Origin of the sequence: Roseivirga sp. (genome assembly GCF_034669765.1) — a bacterium.
In the GTDB taxonomy this organism is placed as follows: domain Bacteria; phylum Bacteroidota; class Bacteroidia; order Cytophagales; family Cyclobacteriaceae; genus Roseivirga.
Genome location: NZ_JAXMOQ010000002.1, coordinates 178,671 through 195,889, shown reverse-complemented (window position 1 = coordinate 195,889; position 17,219 = coordinate 178,671). Strand labels below are relative to the sequence as shown.

20 protein-coding genes and 1 tRNA gene are annotated in these 17,219 nt (G+C 39.8%); 12 read left to right on the top strand and 9 right to left on the bottom strand.

Annotation, left to right across the window (positions count from 1 at the left end):
- Positions 1-349: 349 nt before the first annotated feature.
- The 4 genes from VOI17_RS03910 to yidD all read left to right on the top strand — a co-directional run bounded on the left by VOI17_RS03910 (position 350) and on the right by yidD (position 2,777).
- Positions 350-733, top strand: coding sequence for a VOC family protein (locus tag VOI17_RS03910; RefSeq protein ID WP_323755933.1), 384 nt, complete (start codon positions 350-352; stop codon positions 731-733).
- A gap of 128 nt (positions 734-861) precedes the next feature.
- On the top strand, positions 862-1,812 hold the full coding sequence (locus tag VOI17_RS03905) for a calcium/sodium antiporter (RefSeq protein ID WP_323755932.1): 951 nt from the start codon (positions 862-864) through the stop codon (positions 1,810-1,812).
- 102 nt (positions 1,813-1,914) lie between these two features.
- Positions 1,915-2,487, top strand: coding sequence for a hypothetical protein (locus VOI17_RS03900; RefSeq protein ID WP_323755931.1), 573 nt, complete (start codon positions 1,915-1,917; stop codon positions 2,485-2,487).
- A 50-nt stretch (positions 2,488-2,537) separates the two neighbouring features.
- Positions 2,538-2,777 (top strand): membrane protein insertion efficiency factor YidD, encoded by a 240-nt coding sequence (yidD, locus tag VOI17_RS03895; RefSeq protein ID WP_323755930.1) that lies wholly within the window; start codon positions 2,538-2,540, stop codon positions 2,775-2,777.
- Between the two features lie 2 nt (positions 2,778-2,779).
- Here yidD and VOI17_RS03890 read toward each other — a convergent pair whose 3' ends face one another.
- On the bottom strand, positions 2,780-3,364 hold the full coding sequence (locus VOI17_RS03890) for an HD domain-containing protein (RefSeq protein WP_323755929.1): 585 nt from the start codon (positions 3,362-3,364) through the stop codon (positions 2,780-2,782).
- 88 nt (positions 3,365-3,452) lie between these two features.
- Between VOI17_RS03890 and VOI17_RS03885 the strand changes: the two genes are divergently transcribed.
- Positions 3,453-4,025, top strand: coding sequence for a Crp/Fnr family transcriptional regulator (locus VOI17_RS03885; protein WP_323755928.1), 573 nt, complete (start codon positions 3,453-3,455; stop codon positions 4,023-4,025).
- Here VOI17_RS03885 and VOI17_RS03880 read toward each other — a convergent pair.
- Entirely contained in the window at positions 4,022-4,762 is a 741-nt protein-coding gene (locus VOI17_RS03880) for a membrane or secreted protein (protein ID WP_323755927.1), read from the bottom strand. The genes VOI17_RS03885 and VOI17_RS03880 overlap by 4 nt on opposite strands.
- Positions 4,763-4,964: 202 nt before the next feature.
- On the opposite strand from VOI17_RS03880, the gene VOI17_RS03875 reads away from it, so the two are divergent.
- The gene (locus VOI17_RS03875; protein ID WP_323755926.1) at positions 4,965-5,633 is read left to right on the top strand and encodes an MCP four helix bundle domain-containing protein; all 669 of its coding nucleotides are present in this window, start codon (positions 4,965-4,967) and stop codon (positions 5,631-5,633) included.
- 23 nt (positions 5,634-5,656) lie between these two features.
- Here VOI17_RS03875 and surE read toward each other — a convergent pair whose 3' ends face one another.
- Genes surE through dnaG form a run of 4 tightly spaced genes read right to left on the bottom strand, consistent with a single transcriptional unit; the run spans position 5,657 to position 10,231 of the window.
- Complete coding sequence (gene surE / locus VOI17_RS03870; RefSeq protein ID WP_323755925.1) at positions 5,657-6,433, bottom strand: 5'/3'-nucleotidase SurE; 777 nt, start codon at positions 6,431-6,433, stop codon at positions 5,657-5,659.
- A complete protein-coding gene (locus tag VOI17_RS03865) occupies positions 6,434-7,072 on the bottom strand; it encodes a hypothetical protein (RefSeq protein WP_323755924.1) in 639 nt (212 codons plus the stop codon).
- A gap of 50 nt (positions 7,073-7,122) precedes the next feature.
- Positions 7,123-8,277 carry a 3,4-dihydroxy-2-butanone-4-phosphate synthase gene (gene ribB / locus VOI17_RS03860; protein ID WP_323755923.1) on the bottom strand — a complete coding sequence of 385 codons (1,155 nt, stop codon included), beginning with the start codon at positions 8,275-8,277 and terminating at the stop codon, positions 7,123-7,125.
- 31 nt (positions 8,278-8,308) lie between these two features.
- Entirely contained in the window at positions 8,309-10,231 is a 1,923-nt protein-coding gene (gene dnaG / locus VOI17_RS03855) for a DNA primase (protein ID WP_323755922.1), read from the bottom strand.
- Positions 10,232-10,351: 120 nt separating this feature from the next.
- Here dnaG and VOI17_RS03850 point away from each other — a divergent pair, with 120 nt between their 5' ends.
- From VOI17_RS03850 to VOI17_RS03830, 5 genes are all read left to right on the top strand, one after another.
- On the top strand, positions 10,352-11,449 hold the full coding sequence (locus VOI17_RS03850; protein WP_323755921.1) for an Mrp/NBP35 family ATP-binding protein: 1,098 nt from the start codon (positions 10,352-10,354) through the stop codon (positions 11,447-11,449).
- 15 nt (positions 11,450-11,464) lie between these two features.
- Positions 11,465-11,701, top strand: a complete 237-nt coding sequence (locus tag VOI17_RS03845) for a NifU family protein (protein WP_323755920.1) — start codon at positions 11,465-11,467, stop codon at positions 11,699-11,701.
- A 213-nt stretch (positions 11,702-11,914) separates the two neighbouring features.
- On the top strand, positions 11,915-12,724 hold the full coding sequence (locus VOI17_RS03840) for a PASTA domain-containing protein (protein WP_323755919.1): 810 nt from the start codon (positions 11,915-11,917) through the stop codon (positions 12,722-12,724).
- A 2-nt stretch (positions 12,725-12,726) separates the two neighbouring features.
- Complete coding sequence (locus VOI17_RS03835; RefSeq protein ID WP_323755918.1) at positions 12,727-14,610, top strand: T9SS type A sorting domain-containing protein; 1,884 nt, start codon at positions 12,727-12,729, stop codon at positions 14,608-14,610.
- A 2-nt stretch (positions 14,611-14,612) separates the two neighbouring features.
- A complete protein-coding gene (locus tag VOI17_RS03830) occupies positions 14,613-14,915 on the top strand; it encodes a rhodanese-like domain-containing protein (RefSeq protein WP_323755917.1) in 303 nt (100 codons plus the stop codon).
- A gap of 400 nt (positions 14,916-15,315) precedes the next feature.
- Here VOI17_RS03830 and VOI17_RS03825 read toward each other — a convergent pair whose 3' ends face one another.
- Positions 15,316-15,942: an HAD family phosphatase gene (locus VOI17_RS03825; protein WP_323755916.1), complete on the bottom strand. Its 627-nt coding sequence runs from the start codon at positions 15,940-15,942 to the stop codon at positions 15,316-15,318.
- A gap of 130 nt (positions 15,943-16,072) precedes the next feature.
- Here VOI17_RS03825 and VOI17_RS03820 point away from each other — a divergent pair.
- Positions 16,073-16,146: transfer RNA gene (locus tag VOI17_RS03820), tRNA-Ile, on the top strand.
- Positions 16,147-16,292: 146 nt separating this feature from the next.
- Here the strand turns inward: VOI17_RS03820 and VOI17_RS03815 are convergent.
- Both VOI17_RS03815 and VOI17_RS03810 read right to left on the bottom strand, forming a co-directional pair.
- Complete coding sequence (locus VOI17_RS03815) at positions 16,293-16,673, bottom strand: DUF6768 family protein (RefSeq protein ID WP_323755915.1); 381 nt, start codon at positions 16,671-16,673, stop codon at positions 16,293-16,295.
- Entirely contained in the window at positions 16,666-17,214 is a 549-nt protein-coding gene (locus VOI17_RS03810; protein WP_323755914.1) for an RNA polymerase sigma factor, read from the bottom strand. The genes VOI17_RS03815 and VOI17_RS03810 overlap by 8 nt, the downstream gene beginning before the upstream one ends.
- Between the last annotated feature and the right edge of the window lie 5 nt (positions 17,215-17,219).

Here is a 17,219-nt window from a genome sequence, read left to right as displayed (position 1 = left end):
AGCATCTGTCTGCTCATACTTCATCGCTTCTAATGCATGACTTTAAATACATACAAACCCTCTGATTTTCTTTTGTAACGAGGATTCAACGCCTTTGTGCAGGTATTCTTCGATAGTCTCATGCCTACCACCTTAGTACATTATTAGCACTCTCCTTTTCATCCTGAGTGGCAACGAAGGAACTAAACACCAGTAATAGCAAAGGGATCTGGAAACTTCCGAGACTTCGGAATCAAGATGAGTGTTCAATAAATACACAACCAGAATTACCTTCTCCACACGAAGTTTTGATAATCCCCGATACTTTAGAGCTTTGTATAAAGCTTAAAACTCAAACGGAAAGTAAAGTATGAACTTAAATCAAGTCACTGTTCCATCATTGGATTTGACAAAGTCAATTCCCTTTTATGAAAAACTAGGGTTGAAACTAATAGTGGAATCATTACCGCATTACGCCAGGTTCGAATGTCCTGATGGACACTCAACTTTTTCGATACACAAAACTGATAGCTTACCTAAAGGGGATGGCGTTTATGTCTATTTTGAATGCGATGATCTTGATAAACATGTTAGTGCGCTGAAGGAAAAAGGAATTGAATTTGATCAAGCGCCAACTGATCAAAGTTGGCGATGGAGAGAAGCAAGACTAAAGGACGTTGATGGAAATCAATTGATCTTATTTTATGGAGGAGAAAACAGATTAAACCCTCCTTGGCGTATTGATAAGCACTAAATTCTAAAAATAAATTGCCCTTACTGGCATTTAGTACCCAAATTTAATCTCTACTTTTCGCCCATTTCGGTAAAAGAAAACTAATTTATAAAAACAACGTTCTCGATAATCCTTACTGAATACCACTGATGATTACTCAAGTTTTATTGCTGGCCTTAGGCCTTATTTTATTGATCTCTGGTGCCAATGGTTTAGTGGATGGTGCCTCTGCCCTAGCCAAAAAATTCAATGTGTCGGACCTTGCTATTGGCCTCACTATTGTGGCCTTTGGTACTTCTGCACCAGAGTTAGTTGTTAACGTTTTTGCCTCTTACCAAAACCATCAAGACATCGTTTTTGCGAATGTAATTGGCAGCAACAACTTCAACCTTTTCATTATTCTAGGCATTACAGGCCTAATTACTCCATTGGTGGTTCAGTCGAGCACCATATGGAAAGAGATTCCGATTTCCTTTTTAGGCATTGTACTGGTATACACACTCACTCATCATATTTTCGCAATCGATAACTACACGCTTACCCGAGTGGATGGCTTTCTATTACTATCTCTATTTGTTCTATTCCTCTATTACGTATACAAACAGTTAAAAACCGACCCGGTGGTAATAGAAACCAAGGCGGCAAATTATTCTAACCTAAAGATGTATGGATTCATCCTCTTAGGCTTAGCAGGACTCGTTATTGGCGGAAGGTTATTGGTGACCTCAGCGGTAGATTTAGCCACTACTTTTAGTATGAGCGAGAAAATGATTGGGCTTACGATTATAGCAGCTGGAACTTCATTACCTGAATTGGCCACTTCGGTAGTGGCAGCACTGAAGAAGAACAGCGATATAGCCGTAGGTAACATTATTGGCTCCAATATCTTTAACCTGTTTTTCATTTTAGCCACCTCTGCTGTGATTCGACCAATAGCCTACGATACCGTTTTCGACTTAGATTTATATATTTTGGCAGGAGGAACCTTATTTGTTTTCATGGCCATGTTCACGGGTAAAAAGAAAAAACTCGATCGATGGGAAGCAGCAATCCTGTTGGTGAGTTACGTTGGGTACATAGTTTATGTAATTCAGAAATAATACTTGCTTCATTACTTTTAGAATCAGGCACAATTATCCGCTTTTTTAATTCAAAATAGGTTAATTACTAAGTTTTCTGCAATTTCCAAAAAACCTAAATCGATGAAAGAAGGCTTAATTAAAGATGCCTACGAAGCAATAATCAAGGAAATCCAAACCTTAATTACCATCTGTTATCTTCTAACCGTGGGCATAGGAATGCTTTTCAATTACCAGCTTTACGATGAGTTTGGCATCAATATTTTTGACTATTCCGATGTGTTTGATTTCCTAATCGCTCCCTTTGCCGATTTCAAAATATTGCTCTTCTCCATGGCTTCTATTGGAATTTCATCCATTCTATTTCAAATGGACATCGTTTGGAAAAGAAAATTCCCTATCTCCTATTCAAAATCTAGCTTTGGTTGGGACAAAAAACCTTGGTTCAATAGATATCGCTATTTTGCCTTTGGCTTTCTCTTCATATCTTACTTATTTCTTTCAGCGGATGAGTATGGAAAATATGCCAGCAATCAAATTAAGGAACAAGCACCTATTGAAGTCCGTTTTGCTGACAATGAAATTAAATCTGGTATTTTGATCGGCAATACAGCCAACATAATGTTTTTATTGAACGATGAAAAGGTGACAGCCATCCCTATTACTTCCTTGGTAAAGGAGTTTGAAATCAAGTAAGGAACTCATTCAAAATGTAACTCGTTCTGTCGTATCTCTTATCTTGCAACATGAAACGGATTATTGCCACCATTTTCATATTTCCAATTCGCGTTTACCAATACGCCATCTCGCCAATGCTGGGTGCCAATTGTCGCTTTAGCCCCACTTGCTCTGCTTATACCGTTGACGCGATTAAAGAATGGGGAGCACTAAAAGGGCTTTGGTTAGGCGTTAAGCGATTCAGCAAATGCCATCCTTGGGGCGGGCATGGCTATGACCCAGTTCCGAAAAAAGACCATAAGCATTAAGGCTACAGTTTAAAATCTCCGTTCCGAAGTCCTTTATCAATCATCTCTTCGGTATAGTCCCAAAGTGTATTTGAGCCTTTCTGAATACCATTGATCTTCTTGATCACAGTTGCTAACTCAACACTAAATTCAGTCCAAGTGCCTCCGCCATTCGAAAGATTCTGCAAAACAGGCTCCAGCCTGTCGATGGCTTTGGCAAACTTTGCCTCATTGGTCTCTCCCGTTTCAAACTCCTTCCAAACCGCTATCAACTCTTCCTTTTGATCTATCGGTAATAAGCCAAAAATCCTCTCAGCTGCTGCAAGTTCTTCGTTCCAATTGTCATGGCTTTTGGATGTATCATACAAAAAGGTGTCTCCGGCATCAATTTCTACAATATCATGGATCAATACCATTTTCAGCACCTTTAGAATATCTATTGGCTCGTTAGAATGCTCCACCAATACCATCACCATCATGGCCAAATGCCAGCTGTGTTCAGCATCATTTTCATGTCGATTGCTTTTGAACAGCTTGGTTTTTCGTTGAATGTATTTCAACTTATCTATCTCATGAATAAACTCAAGCTGCTTTCTTAATCTTTCCATTCGTATTTGACCTTCTTGTTTTACATTTACAGACACAAAGAAACAGGGCTTTTTAGTTTTAGGAAAGGACAATTGTCCCAATAACCCCATGATCAGAATCAACAAAGAATTTCTCGGCCTTATCGAAATTCTACGAGAAGATTCAGTTTATCAAAACTTGATTACTGAGCATAGTTTTAAAGCTGGTGATGTTATTCTTGAACAAAACAGCCGAGTGTATGATGTTTATATAGTCAAGAAAGGAATAACCAAATGCTATTTAACTGAGGACACAGGAAAAGACTTTGTTCAGGAATTCTTTGGGCCAGGAGAAGTGTTTGGGGAGGTAGAAATTTTTAGTGAAACCTATAGTTTTTGTGCTGTAGAAGCCATCACTGAAGGCGCTCTATTCAAAATCTCTCACTCAGATTTCGCTGAATTACTCGATCGGAATAAAGCACTCAATTGGCTGATGTTAAAATCGCTGGCCTCAAAAGTGAAATATAAAGCCATTCGCCATTCCTTTAACCAATCGCACAATACAGAGACCAACCTAAAGCGGCTAGAATCGCAATACAAAAACATATATAGCTTAATTCCGAAGAAGGATTTGGCCAACTATTTAGGAGTCACAGAAAGAAACTTGAATCGGGCTATCAATAGTCTGAAAGAAAGCACTTAGTTCTTTTCAATAATCTCTCTTGGAGTCCAAACTTCGTAAATAGGACTTCCGGTACTACTCAAACCACTGTGGTGCCATGCTTTATCAACCACTTTATAATCAAATTCTAAGGAAGCCCCTACTCGGTTGACATCTCTCGAAAAGAACTCAATATTTTCGGTATACTTTCCATTTACGGTGGTGTAAGTTCCTCCACCCGTTCCAGAAAATTCGCCAGTATCTACATTGTAGGCAATCCATTGAAACCTGGTTCCAGACAGTATTTTCATAGTTTTTCTAGCCCTGATTGGGCGATCTACTATTTCACCATTTTGTTGTCTCCCTGTAATTAGGAAGGCATTGGCCAAGTCACCACCGGTTCCATTATCTACCCTTGTCCAAACTCGGCTGTCTCCTTTAAAAGTAAGTTTATTTCCTACAATCGTATATTCATGAGTTTCTGATTTGCCTACCATCTCAGCATCTTGTGTGTTGAATTCATAGGTCTGAACTATCGTGTTTCCTTCTACTTTCCAAGAGCCTCCTGTGGTATATAGGAACGAATTATCATCAGTGAAATGGGCAGCAGAGCTCACATAGCCCCCACTCATAATGGCCACAGCATGTACTTCTCTGCCTTGATCATTTTTAAAAGTTGTTTCCCAAGCTCCTTTTAAGGCTTCGGGAGAAAGCTCAGTCTTCACTGGGTTATACAAACCAAATAGAGCAAGAGTCAAAAGAGTGGTCAGGGTTTTCATAAGTACATTATTTAGACATCAACACAAGGTATTGAAGCGTAAACAAATAACCTATTCGAAAAATGATTGGTGGAAAAATGACTAAACAGATTATCTTTTAAGCTCGGAAAATCAATCATAGCACACCGACAGTACCCATTTCAGACCCAATTCTAAAACATATTTCGTATCATATAGCGTTTTCACATCAAAGCCCTGGATTATGAAATGGACCTATAGCATTAAGAACAAAATCACTGCAGCTGTTCTTTTGGCAGCAATTCTGATCGTGACATTAGCCAACAACCTTGTGGAGCGAAGCCATTTTAAGCAGCTCGATGCCTCATTTGCCTCGATGTATGAAGACCGAATGCTGGTAGAGAGTTATATTTTTAAACTTTACGAAAACCTTCATCAACGTCAAATCTTGATTATGGAACCGGAAGCCCAAGAAGGATATATGCACTTAGCATCAGCCCTTTCAGCTTCCAGAACGCAAAGAAATCAATTGATTGAAAAATACGCCACCACTTACCTTACCCCTGAAGAAGAGGTTGAGTTTGATAAACTAAAAGCGATTGTTGGAAATATTGATATGCTCGAAAAAGGTCTGGTAATGAATGAAAGCTCTACTGATCAATTGAACCAATTGGTCAGCGACAATAATGAAATTACTTCTGAGGCCTTTAATAGCCTTTCTGCACTATCTTCTATCCAAACTAGTGAAGCACAGACAATACGAGATGAATCGGAAAAGATCATTTTGGGGAATATCTCCATTTCACAATTAGAAATGGCCATTCTGATTATTATTGGCTTGGTGATTCAAGCACTCATCTTCTCCTCAAAATCATTGAAGACTACAGCGCAACAAAAGCATCACCTCAACTAATTTAAGCTGAAACTAATTCAGGGTTAAATATCCCAATCATCGTTAATTTGGGCAATACTGTGGTAAGCAGTCATATCATATTGACAAGGCACTACCGAAACGTAATTGTGGTCCACCGCCCAAACATCAGTATCCTCTCCTTTATCATTATTCACAAAGTTACCCGCTAACCAAAAATAAGGTCTTCCATAAGGGTCCTTTCGCTGATCGAACTCTTCTTGCCAATGGGCTTTGGCTTGGCGACAGATCTTGATCCCTTTAATTTTCTCGTTTTGCTTTGGGGGAATATTTACATTCAAAGCCACGTTTTTAGTAATCCCCTTTTCCAATACTTCTTTGGCAATATGGATGATCTGATCTATAGCATGAGAAAAGTCTGCTTTCGAAGAAAAATCAGCTAGAGAATAGCCTACAGATGGGAAACCCTCTATAGCGCCTTCAATGGCTGCAGACATGGTACCTGAATAAAGTACACTGATGGCCAAATTGCTTCCGTGGTTTACACCACTTACGACCAAATCAAGCTTTCTATCCTTAACAACAAAATGCTTGGCTAGTTTAACACAGTCGGCCGGGGTACCCGAGCATTTGTAAGCAACAACTCCTAAGTCTTCAAAGATATTGGTCTCTATAAGTCTCAAAGGGTTTCCAATGGTAATGGCATGCCCCATTCCTGATTGAGGGCTATCTGGTGCTACCACGATCACTTCACCGATTTGGCACATCGCTTCGATGAGTACACGAATCCCTTTTGAGGTGATTCCGTCATCGTTTGAAACAAGAATAAGAGGTTTTGACATTTAATTTATTTCTTGGTTATAATGCTGCACCAATTTCGCAACATCCTCTAAGCGATCAAGCCTTAACTTCTCTTTTTTAACATACTTCTTTAATTCAGTACGATCTTCACCAAATTGGAAAAGAACATCGTTTTTCTTGCCTGAGGACTCTCTAATTATGCCATCTTCCTTAACCAAAAACATTTTGTAAGCCAGGAAAGACCTATTTCCATTAAAGTTTGAATAATCTTGGTACCTGTATCTACTGTTAAGTCTAGATGGAGCATTGTTATTTCTTACCACTACATATTCCCTCACCAACAAAGTCATTTTACCAGTAACAACCACCTCAAAAAATACTGGGCGTTTGTAGTTATTCTGAATGGCATAAGGAAGAGAATAAAATGTTCTTCGTGACTTTATAGATTCTTGTAAAAATGAAAACGAAATTACTTGGCTAGCATCATACGCTTCAGTTCGATCTCCAATTTTCAGTTGAACTGTCTGTCTATCTAAATCATATTTTAAATTTCCACTTTTAACACTTCCATCAGTCAGGCTAACTTGTCCTTCATGCCATAACTCAGAAGGGAATGTCTGCGCATTGGCACCAAAAGCTATAAAGCTAAATAACACGAGAACATAAACGTACAATTTCATATCGCACAATTTTTTTTGTTTTGGGTTGAACTCGTTTTAAACCCTAATGTTTATTTTTTCTTTAGCGTAACGTGTTCAACGATTTCGAGACCATAACCAATAAGCCCAACACGTTTTGTTGGATGGTTAGAGATTAAACGGATTTTCGACACACCAAGGTCACGTAAAATTTGTGCGCCTATCCCAAAATCTTTCTGATCCATTTTCACTCCAAACTTACCTTCCTTCGCTCCTGAAGCCTTAATAGCATGAAGTTCATCCAATAAACGAGCACCTCTGGCACCTTGGTTCATATAGAGTACAACACCTTTTCCTTCCTCTTCTAACATACGGAGCGCATGTTTTATTGGATTGCCGGTGTCACGGTTAAAGCCGAAGACATCTCCTAAAGTGCTAGAAGAATGTACACGAACCAAAACAGGCTCATCTTCTTTCCACTCGCCTTTTACTACTGCCAAATGCACTTCCTCTGTATTTGTTTGTTTGAAGGCCTGTAGATGGAAATCGCCATAATCAGTCGGTAAGTCCACAGAATCCATACGTTCAATAAGGCTTTCCTTTTCTAAACGATAAGAGATCAAATCTTCGATAGAAACTAGCTTTAAATTAAATTTTTCAGCTACTTTCTTTAAGTTTGGAAGACGGGCCATGGTGCCATCTTCATTCAATATTTCTACCAAAACGCCACAGGCCTGCAAACCTGCCAAACGTGCAAAATCAATAGAGGCTTCCGTATGACCAGTTCTTCTCAGCACTCCCCCTCTTTTTGCCCTTAGTGGGAAAATATGACCTGGCTTCCCTAGTTCTTCAGGTTTAGTATTAGGGTTTACCAATGCCTGAACCGTTTTTGAACGGTCGCTGGCTGAAATCCCTGTGGTACACCCATGACCAATTAAATCAATAGAAACCGTAAAAGGAGTTTCATAAGCTGCAGTATTTGAGCCCACCATCATTTCTAGGCCAAGTTCATCACAACGGTCTTCAATTACCGCAGCGCAAATCAGTCCACGGCCATGGGTAGCCATAAAGTTGATGATTTCAGGCGATACTTTTTCAGCAGCACAAATAAAATCACCTTCGTTCTCACGATCCTCATCGTCTACCACAATAATTACCTCGCCATTTTTTATGGCTTCAATGGCTTCTTCAATTGTGTTCAATTGAATTTTATTTTTGGCAGTTTCCATTGTATTTGATTCTATCATGCTCTTTATTTCTATGCGTATATAAATACTTTTATTTTGACACCACAATTCCCAATTCGGTGGTCACCTGATCGAAAAGTGTTTTTAAGTGCTTAATCATTTGAAGCAATTCATCTTGTTCTTTTGCCTCAGACGACTTCTTCAATAGTTCTTCATTATGATGCAGCATTTCCTCGATTTTCTTTCGCTTTAATCTCAGAATCACTTTGTAAGTAGCGGTTGGTAAATCTTCCTTTTCATGGCTAGTGCTAATTCTATGAAGCTCTTCCCAGCCATCACTGATAAAATACTTCATGTCTAGTAAATCAATTACCAATTGACTCATTTTAGGGTTACTGGGCCCAATAAACATATCTGGTTCTACGTTTTTACCTGCCTTGATAAATCCCGAAGCCATAGAAATAGTTTCATTAATCAACACATCATCAAACTTTAAATCAGCTGTTTCTTGTAAAATGAACTCTCCAATTTTTTGATGTTCATCAAAAGGTTCATTAGCGTAATTAATGATCATTCTTAGGCACTCCTTTTCTACATAGAAAGGAGTATAACCAGTTTGTTCTTCTTGTTTAGACTGAAGTGAATCGGCCAGTTGTTCATCTACTGCACTCGACTCACGCTCCTCATGCTGCCTATCCTTCTTGCGATTTTTAATCAGAATCTTATTCAATTCTGAAATCAAAACTTGCTCATCAATTTCGAGCAAATCGGCACAAGACTTTAAATAAACAGAACGCTTGATACCATCAGGAATCAGTGAAATACTTTCTACTACATCACGTATAACGGCTACTTTCTTAACCGGATCGATGTTCTTACCTCCTTCAGTTAGGATGTTCGTTTTAAAGGTGATGAAATCTTGGGCGTTGTCTTTCAGGAATTGCTGAAAGGCCTCTGAGCTCATGCTGCGTGAAAAACTATCTGGATCTTCCCCCTCAGGGAAAACCACTGCATGCACATCTAGGTCATGCTCAAGAATTAAGTCAATACCTCTAAATGAAGCTTTTATTCCAGCTGCATCGCCATCATAAAGCACTGTGATGTTCTTTGTATACCGCCCAATTAGGTGGATTTGCTCTTTGGTAAGTGAGGTACCCGATGAAGATACTACGTTATGGACCCCCGACTGATGCATGGAAATAACATCAGTATAACCTTCCACTAAATAACAAAGGTCTTCGTTCCGAATGGCTTGTCTAGCTTGGTGAATGCCATAAACAATGTCGCTCTTATGGTACACTCCCGTTTCGGGCGAATTGATATACTTAGGCTGCTTCTTGTCTTTGCGAAGTGTTCGAGCACCAAAGGCAATAACTTTTCCCCCAACATTATGAATGGGAAACATTACCCGGCCTCTGAACCTATCGTAGGTTTTATTTTCAGATTTAAGAATTAAGCCTGCCTTTTCTAAGATTTCTTCAGAATAGCCTTTTTCCAAAGCCGGCTTCATCAGTCCATCCCAAGCATCGAGGCTATAACCTAAATCGAATTTCTTAATAGTAGCTTCAGAAAAGCCCCTTTCTTTAAAGTAGCTAAGTCCAATACTTTTTCCTTCGCTGTGATTCCAAAGGATATCCTGAAAAAACTCACCAGCATATTTAAGGGCTATAAAAAGGCTATCACGTTCATTTTGAGCTGTTATTTGCTCGTCCGTTTGTTCCTCTTCTTGTACTTCAATGCCATATTTATTGGCAAGGTATTTTAGCGATTCAATATAGTTAATGCCTTCCACCTCCATGACAAAGGCAATGGCATCGCCTCCTTTCCCTGAGCTAAAACACTTAAAAATATCTTTAGAAGGAGAAACGTAGAAAGAAGGGCTTTTCTCGTTGGTGAAAGGACTGAGCGCCCTGTAATTTGACCCCACTTTTTTCAACGACACAAAATCACTGATCACCTCGACTATGTCGATGCGGTTTTTAATTTCCTGTATAGTACTGTCGCTTATTGCCATCCCTTCTTGCCTCAAATATAGGGCATTGCTAAGGCTTGAAAAAGTAAGGAACGAATTTCATTTAATCCTGTTATTCAGACTAGACAAAAAGCCGTTAATTTGCAGCGGAATTAAAGAACTATGGCAGCACTTACTAAGGAAAACGTAATCAAAGCACTCCGACATGTTGACGACCCAGACATCAAGAAAGATCTGGTGACCTTAAACATGATTCAGGACATTGAAATTGAAGGTAACAAACTCACTTTCACGGTGATGTTGACCACCCCTGCTTGTCCGCTGAAAGAAGTGATAAAAAACGATTGCTTAAAGGCTATTGAAGAGCATGTTGGTGCAAATATTGAAGTTAGCATTAACATGAGCTCGCATGTAACCAGTACTCGGGATAATGCTCCCCTCCTTCCTCAGGTTAAGAATATTATCGCCATTGCCTCGGGAAAAGGGGGGGTAGGTAAATCTACTGTTACGGCTAATCTTGCTGTTGCTTTGGCCCGTAGTGGCGCAAAAGTGGGCTTAATCGATGCAGATATTTACGGCCCTTCCATACCTACCATGTTCAATTGCGAACATGAGCAACCGAATATCAAGAAAGAAGGCGAAAGAAATTTAATCATTCCGATTGAGCAGTATGGTGTAAAGTTAATGTCAATTGGGTTCCTCACTCCAGCAGAAAATGCAGTGGTTTGGAGAGGGCCAATGGCCAGTAGCGCATTAAAACAGTTTATTGCCGATACAGATTGGGGAGAACTGGATTATTTATTAATAGACCTTCCTCCGGGCACTGGTGACATTCACTTGACTTTGGTGCAAACCGTACCTGTTACAGGCGTTGTATTGGTAACTACTCCACAGAAAGTAGCCTTGGCCGATGCTCAAAAAGGCTTGACCATGTTTATGCAGCCACAAATCAATGTACCTATTCTCGGTATTGTTGAAAACATGGCCTACTTCACTCCAGAAGAGTTACCCGACAATAAGTATTATATTTTTGGAAAGGATGGTGGAAAGAACCTAGCAGAAAAGCACAAAGTGCCTTACTTAGGCCAAATCCCATTGGTGCAAAGCATTCGTGAAGCAGGAGATATTGGTTACCCAGCGGTAATGCAAGACTCTGTTACAGCTGAAGCCTTTAAAAGCTTGTCACAACAAGTTGCTCAACAGGTAGCGATAAGAAATGCGCAATTAGCTGAAACAAAGCGGGTAGAATTAAAAGTTTAACGTACATTTATACCTATGATAGAAAGAGTTGAAGCAGCTTTGGAGAAGATCAGGCCATTTCTTAAGGCCGATGGCGGTGATGTAAAAGTGCTTGAAATCACAGACGAAATGATTGTGAGGCTTGAATTACTTGGCGCTTGCGAAAGCTGTCCAATGTCGCACATGACCATGAAAGCTGGTATTGAAGAGGCTATAAAGAGAGATATACCTGAAATAAAAGGAGTTGTGGCTGTAAGTACGACCACGGTATAATATTCCTCAACTGACACCTACTAAATGAGGCATAGTGTTAAAAACACTGTGCCTTTTTTGATTTGAAGCAAATGGCCAGACCAAACAAAAAATAACTTAGTCTGTCCATGTTGTTATTAAACATTTGACCGTTTTCTTAATTGATTATCTTTGTGGACGAAGTAACCTAGGAACCATCGCATTTTCAACCTACTTCATGCAATACAAAACCTTATGAGTGACAAGTCTTTTACGTTTAGCAGATTTTTGAAGAACCTATTGATTATGGCTGGTATCGGAGTCGTTTTCGTGCTGTTCTTCTTCTATATCTATCTCCCATCTTCCACCAATCACAATGAAACTATCACTGTGCCTGAATTGATTGGTTTGACATTCGAAGACTTGGATGAGTTTGTAATCAAAAGAGATTTGAGGTACGAAATTGTGGAAGACTCTGGTTATTCTGAATCATCTGCACCGCTTTCCATCCTATCTCAAAACCCAAAGCCTGGCTCCAAAGTTAAAATGAACAGGAAAATTTACATCTCTTTAAATGCCAAGGTTCCACCAAAAGTAAAAATGCCCAACCTGATCAATACTGATGTTCAAAATGCAGAAGACATTCTTAATACAAACGGATTGAAGCTTGGCTCATTGACTTATGAGCCCAACCTGGCCAACAACGCGGTGTTGGCGCAAACAATTGAAGGAAAACCCATAGAAGCGGGTACTTCTATCTTCAAAGGCTCTTCTATTGATTTAGTGATTGGTGACGGTGAAGGTGTGCAACGTTTTCTCGCCCCTAATTTTATTGGGAAGAACTTAGAAGATGTTAAATTTCAAATCAATGCTTCAAAACTTAAACTTGATGTAATCAACTTTATTAAGTTAGATAGCGTGGCTCCGAATACGGTCTATAAGCAATTACCTCCAGCAGGAAGTATGATTAGATCTGGTAATCTGATCGAAATATGGGTGAATAGTAGTGACTCAAATAACGAAGAACCTGATGAATCATCTGAAGGTGTTGTTAAAATGCAATAAGGTTGATAAAAAGATGGCTACTCATATCGTTCGCTGTTATAGCCCTGCAAACCACGGCTCAAATCACCGAACGACCTTTACCTTTTAAGGCGAAATCTAAGAACAACGGTACTTTCGTTACATCTGCAGTAGGAGTTAACCAAACCCAAGCCAGCCTAACACTTCCATTTTGGGACGATTTCTCACAAGCTAGCGTTTCTCCAAATCCTTTAATCTGGAAGTCAGGCGAAAATGTAAGAATCAGCAGTTCAATTGCAATTGCTGCCCCAACTTTAAATGTAGCCATCTTCGATGGTATAGATGCCAGCGGCAGGCCATACAACCCAACGAGTTTGCTCAATGGTGCTACCGACAGCTTGGTTTCTCAACCTATAGATTTAAGCGCGGTTCCAATAAATCAGGCAGACTCAGTTTACATCAGTTTCTTTTGGCAAGCTACCGGAAATGGTGAGTTGCCAGATAGACAAGATTCTTTGGTGCTCCAGTTCAGAAAGCCAGATGGTATTTGGCAAAGCGCTTGGAGGCAAATTGGAGGAATAGACAATCAGTCTGAAGAATTCAACCAAGTAGTGCTAAAAGTGAACTCATTATTTTTCTATGATGGCTTCCAATTTCGTTTCAGATCTTTTACTCGTTTAGCAGGTGCATTTGACACTTGGCTTGTAGACTACATTTACCTGAATGACAGCCGATATGAAGGAGATGTAGCCCATGTGGATCGTGCACTTACAAGAAAACCTTCATTCTTGATTGCTCCTTATTCGGCCATGCCTACAGAGCAGTTTTTTGCTAATCCAACAAAATATCTATCTGAGACTAATACAGGGTTCTTCAATCTAAATGATTTCTTTCAGCCTATTCAGTTCACGACAACCGTAAAAGACCTTGGTACTGGAAATCAATTGGAAGTTTTGAACAATGAAAGCGTGGCCAATCCCCCACCAGGTCCTTATGCACGAAGGACATTCACTTCCCCTACGCTTTCGGTGGCCAATATTGATACTAATGCCGATTCCCTTTGGCTGGAAACTACTTATTACATTAAATCGGGAGATAACTTTTACATTCAGCGTATTTCTGCAACCAATGACACCACCTTTAACACAAGCCTCGATTACAGGCTAAACGACACCGTTCGAGTAGTCACCAAGATTCATGATTTCTTCGCCTATGATGACAGCGATGCGGATTTCGCAGCAGGAATTAACCAAAATGGAGGCAAGCTCGCCTATGAGTTTTATGCTGAAGAACGCGCATTGCTCACCCATATCGATATCAATTTCCCGTTCACCCAACAAGCGGGAGAACCCATTGAACTGTTTGTTTGGACTAACATTGAAGAAGAGGGAAGCACTGAAGAAATTCTATTTCAGGACTCCTACAGTGTATTGCGTCCTGCAAGTATTGGTGCAATGACGACCTACGCATTGGACACTCCATTTTTTGTACAAGACACTTTCTATATTGGTTTCCAACAAGCTACAAATGAGTTTTTAGCCGTGGGGCTCGATAAGAATCAAGATTCCGGAGACAAGATGTTCTATAATGTAGATGGTACATGGAAAAGGAATGAAAATGTAAAGGGAAGTTTCCTTATGCGCCCAAGGTTTAACAAATCAATAGCTGCTAGTTTTGTTCCAGGAAAAGCTGCTTCTGAAGTTCGATTGGATATATATCCCAATCCGAACGAAGGTGAGTTTAACATCAGGGGCCAAGTAGAAGCCATCCAACTTTTCGATAGTTGGGGAAAAGAAGCGCCATTCACCGTGGAAGAGACTGAAACTGGACTCAAAGTTCTTTTTGGAAAAAATCAAAAAGGCATATATTTGCTTCACGTTAAAAAGGAAGGACAAATCATCACTAAAAGATTGATTCTAAACCACTGACAATGGCAGATATTACAGTAAAAGAATTGAAGGAAAGAATGCTCAACGGGGAAGTTAAATACTTCATTGATGTGAGGGAAGAGTGGGAATTCGATGAGGATAACTTAGGTGCCAAATTGATCCCATTGGGCGATATTCCTCACAGAGTTACTGAAATTGAAGAGCTGAAAGAAACCGAACTCATTATCCATTGCAAATCTGGCGCAAGAGCAGGTAGAGCTCAGAAATACTTAATTTCTAGAGGCTTCACTAATGTAAGAAACCTATTAGGCGGTATTGAGGCTTTCAGAGCCGATCAAGACTAATCCTAATTCAAAGTCCCAATTTATCATTCATTCAGCGCGTCATTCCTAAAGCTTAGGCCTTAGCTACAGCGTTGGCGCAGGGATGCCTTTTTCAGGCGACCGTGGGAATCTGTCTATTCAAAGCCGAGGCCTGTCGTAGTTATTTTCCGCTCTCTACAAGTCAAACACGCTTACTAATCCTCGTTTGTAACGAGGTTTTAACTACCACAGCTACTCCCTAAGTCTCGGAACTTACAGGGCGACTGAAAAGCAAGTTTATCCACTAAAAGCAGGCCCTAATGTTCCCTCTCCGAACAGACAGACTCTCACGGTTTCACTTTTCAAGTTTCAACCTCAGAGTGACGGTAAGTTGTAGGGCACCCCACTAACCTCGTTTGTAAGGAGGATTTAACTCCCACAGCTACTTAATCACATTTACCCAATCGTCTGGTGTAATGTTGTGGAAGCCATTCAAACCCATGGACATGGCGGCTTGAATATTCTCTAGTTTATCGTCAATAAACAAGGTGCGCGAAGCGTCTAGTTGATGATCGTTAAGGATAGGTTGCCATGCGCCAAAGTTAGGCTTGCGCTCCCCTACTTCCTGCGAAAAGTAAACTTGGGTGAAATACTCATGAAACGACTTATTTGGAGATATCAAGTCGACAAGCTTGAGAAAGAACCTCGCATGGATATCATTGGTATTACTCATCACAAAGAGCTTATATTTTTGAGAGAGCAGTTCCAGTTTCTCTAACCTATGCAGTGGGATTTGGCCCAGCATGGCATTCCAAGCACCATCTAAAACATTGTCTTCAGAAAACACATTTAATGACTCCCTTAAATGCGCCCTAAACGTAGGGTCGTCAATATGGCCAGTTTCATACAGCTTAAAGAATTCAGCTGTTTTCGACAGCTCAAGTACTTCATTCTCAGTACGCCCAGAGATTTCAGCAAATGCCTTAATGGTTGCGGCTTCATCTAAATTAATGATTACCCCACCCAGGTCGAAAATGATTGAATCTATATTGCTTAAATCTGGCGTCATGTTTTGTTGTTTAATTAATCGCAAATATGTAACATTGCACTCCCAAAATCAAAGGGTTTAAAGCACAATGTAGCTTGTTCGTTTTTCAGAATAGCTTCAACATAAAACCAGCCGCTTTAAATAAGATCTTGGGCCTATAACTCAGCTGGTTAGAGTATCTGACTCATAATCAGAAAGTCCCTGGTTCGAGCCCAGGTGGGCCCACAAAAAAGCCTTATACGTAATGTATAGGGCTTTTTCTATTTATGCTTATGGGGAATAGTTTGGGGATAAAATGAATCCGTTCAAATACACATAAAAAGACACCCACAAATTGTAAGTATCTTTAAAGGTTTCCTTTCCAATACGGATTAACTTTTCTTCCCCAACAACGACACCTGAAATTCTAGTCGTTTGATTTCTCTAAGCATGGCATTTTTATCCATTTGATTCCAATTGTAAATCTTAAGCAGAGACATGGTAATAAAACCTATCAGGGTGTAAAAAGCCCACTCCAGTTTATCTACAATTACATCGGTATTGAGCATTTCCACAAAGGTGTAAATCGAAAGGCCTAGCACAACTAAATTGAACACAAACATAACTACAGTGATCCAGCTGTTCTTTCCTTTAAACAGGCCTAAAATCATTTGAGGCATGTTTTGTTCTCCTAACTGATCGTAATAAGCAGCTTCTTCTTTAGTAAGTGCTTGGTGGATTAAATCATCCATTTCTTTTTCTGAATCATTCATAACTCTCGTTTTTAAGTTTCTTTTTTAACTGTTCTCGTGCATGGTATAAACTCGACTTTACCGTGCCTTCCGGCTTATCGAGTATTTGAGCAATGATTTTTATCGGAGTCTTTTCCAAATAGAAAAGCCGTAAGACCTGCTGATGCTGTTCAGGCAAATCATGAATGGCTGCCAACATAAGCTCCATTTGATCATGCGGTTCAGCTTCTGAAGGTGAAACATTTTCAGCTTCAAACTGATGTACACTGTTCCTTTCGCGCTGCCGCTGTTTAATCCAATCTGCTGCCCTGCGCTGAACAATCTTATAAGCCCAAAACCGGAACAAAGCAGGATCTTTCAACTTGTGAATACCTTTAATAATAGAGACCCAACTTTCTTGTGCAATTTCATAGGCATGATCCTGATCTTTTAAAAAACCATAAGACCAGCTTAAGACTTTAGGTTGCCAGCGTTTCCAAAGCAAGCCAACCGCAGTTTGGTCTTTGTCTTGGCAGCGCAAAACAAGCAACTCATCAAAAATTTGGTTTGAACTCCGTTTCATAAAAA

Bases quoted from the DNA above. Each gene is read 5' to 3' on its own strand.
- VOI17_RS03890 (WP_323755929.1), bottom strand. From the start codon at position 3,364: ATGGAAAGATTAAGAAAGCAGCTTGAGTTTATTCATGAGATAGATAAG.
- VOI17_RS03850 (WP_323755921.1), top strand. From the start codon at position 10,352: ATGGCAGCACTTACTAAGGAAAACGTAATCAAAGCACTCCGACATGTT.
- dnaG (WP_323755922.1), bottom strand. From the start codon at position 10,231: ATGGCAATAAGCGACAGTACTATACAGGAAATTAAAAACCGCATCGAC.
- VOI17_RS03845 (WP_323755920.1), top strand. From the start codon at position 11,465: ATGATAGAAAGAGTTGAAGCAGCTTTGGAGAAGATCAGGCCATTTCTT.
- VOI17_RS03825 (WP_323755916.1), bottom strand. From the start codon at position 15,942: ATGACGCCAGATTTAAGCAATATAGATTCAATCATTTTCGACCTGGGT.
- VOI17_RS03840 (WP_323755919.1), top strand. From the start codon at position 11,915: ATGAGTGACAAGTCTTTTACGTTTAGCAGATTTTTGAAGAACCTATTG.
- VOI17_RS03875 (WP_323755926.1), top strand. From the start codon at position 4,965: ATGAAATGGACCTATAGCATTAAGAACAAAATCACTGCAGCTGTTCTT.
- VOI17_RS03910 (WP_323755933.1), top strand. From the start codon at position 350: ATGAACTTAAATCAAGTCACTGTTCCATCATTGGATTTGACAAAGTCA.
- VOI17_RS03905 (WP_323755932.1), top strand. From the start codon at position 862: ATGATTACTCAAGTTTTATTGCTGGCCTTAGGCCTTATTTTATTGATC.
- ribB (WP_323755923.1), bottom strand. From the start codon at position 8,277: ATGATAGAATCAAATACAATGGAAACTGCCAAAAATAAAATTCAATTG.
- VOI17_RS03880 (WP_323755927.1), bottom strand. From the start codon at position 4,762: ATGAAAACCCTGACCACTCTTTTGACTCTTGCTCTATTTGGTTTGTAT.
- VOI17_RS03815 (WP_323755915.1), bottom strand. From the start codon at position 16,673: ATGAATGATTCAGAAAAAGAAATGGATGATTTAATCCACCAAGCACTT.
- VOI17_RS03810 (WP_323755914.1), bottom strand. From the start codon at position 17,214: ATGAAACGGAGTTCAAACCAAATTTTTGATGAGTTGCTTGTTTTGCGC.
- VOI17_RS03865 (WP_323755924.1), bottom strand. From the start codon at position 7,072: ATGAAATTGTACGTTTATGTTCTCGTGTTATTTAGCTTTATAGCTTTT.
- VOI17_RS03830 (WP_323755917.1), top strand. From the start codon at position 14,613: ATGGCAGATATTACAGTAAAAGAATTGAAGGAAAGAATGCTCAACGGG.
- surE (WP_323755925.1), bottom strand. From the start codon at position 6,433: ATGTCAAAACCTCTTATTCTTGTTTCAAACGATGACGGAATCACCTCA.
- yidD (WP_323755930.1), top strand. From the start codon at position 2,538: ATGAAACGGATTATTGCCACCATTTTCATATTTCCAATTCGCGTTTAC.
- VOI17_RS03900 (WP_323755931.1), top strand. From the start codon at position 1,915: ATGAAAGAAGGCTTAATTAAAGATGCCTACGAAGCAATAATCAAGGAA.
- VOI17_RS03885 (WP_323755928.1), top strand. From the start codon at position 3,453: ATGATCAGAATCAACAAAGAATTTCTCGGCCTTATCGAAATTCTACGA.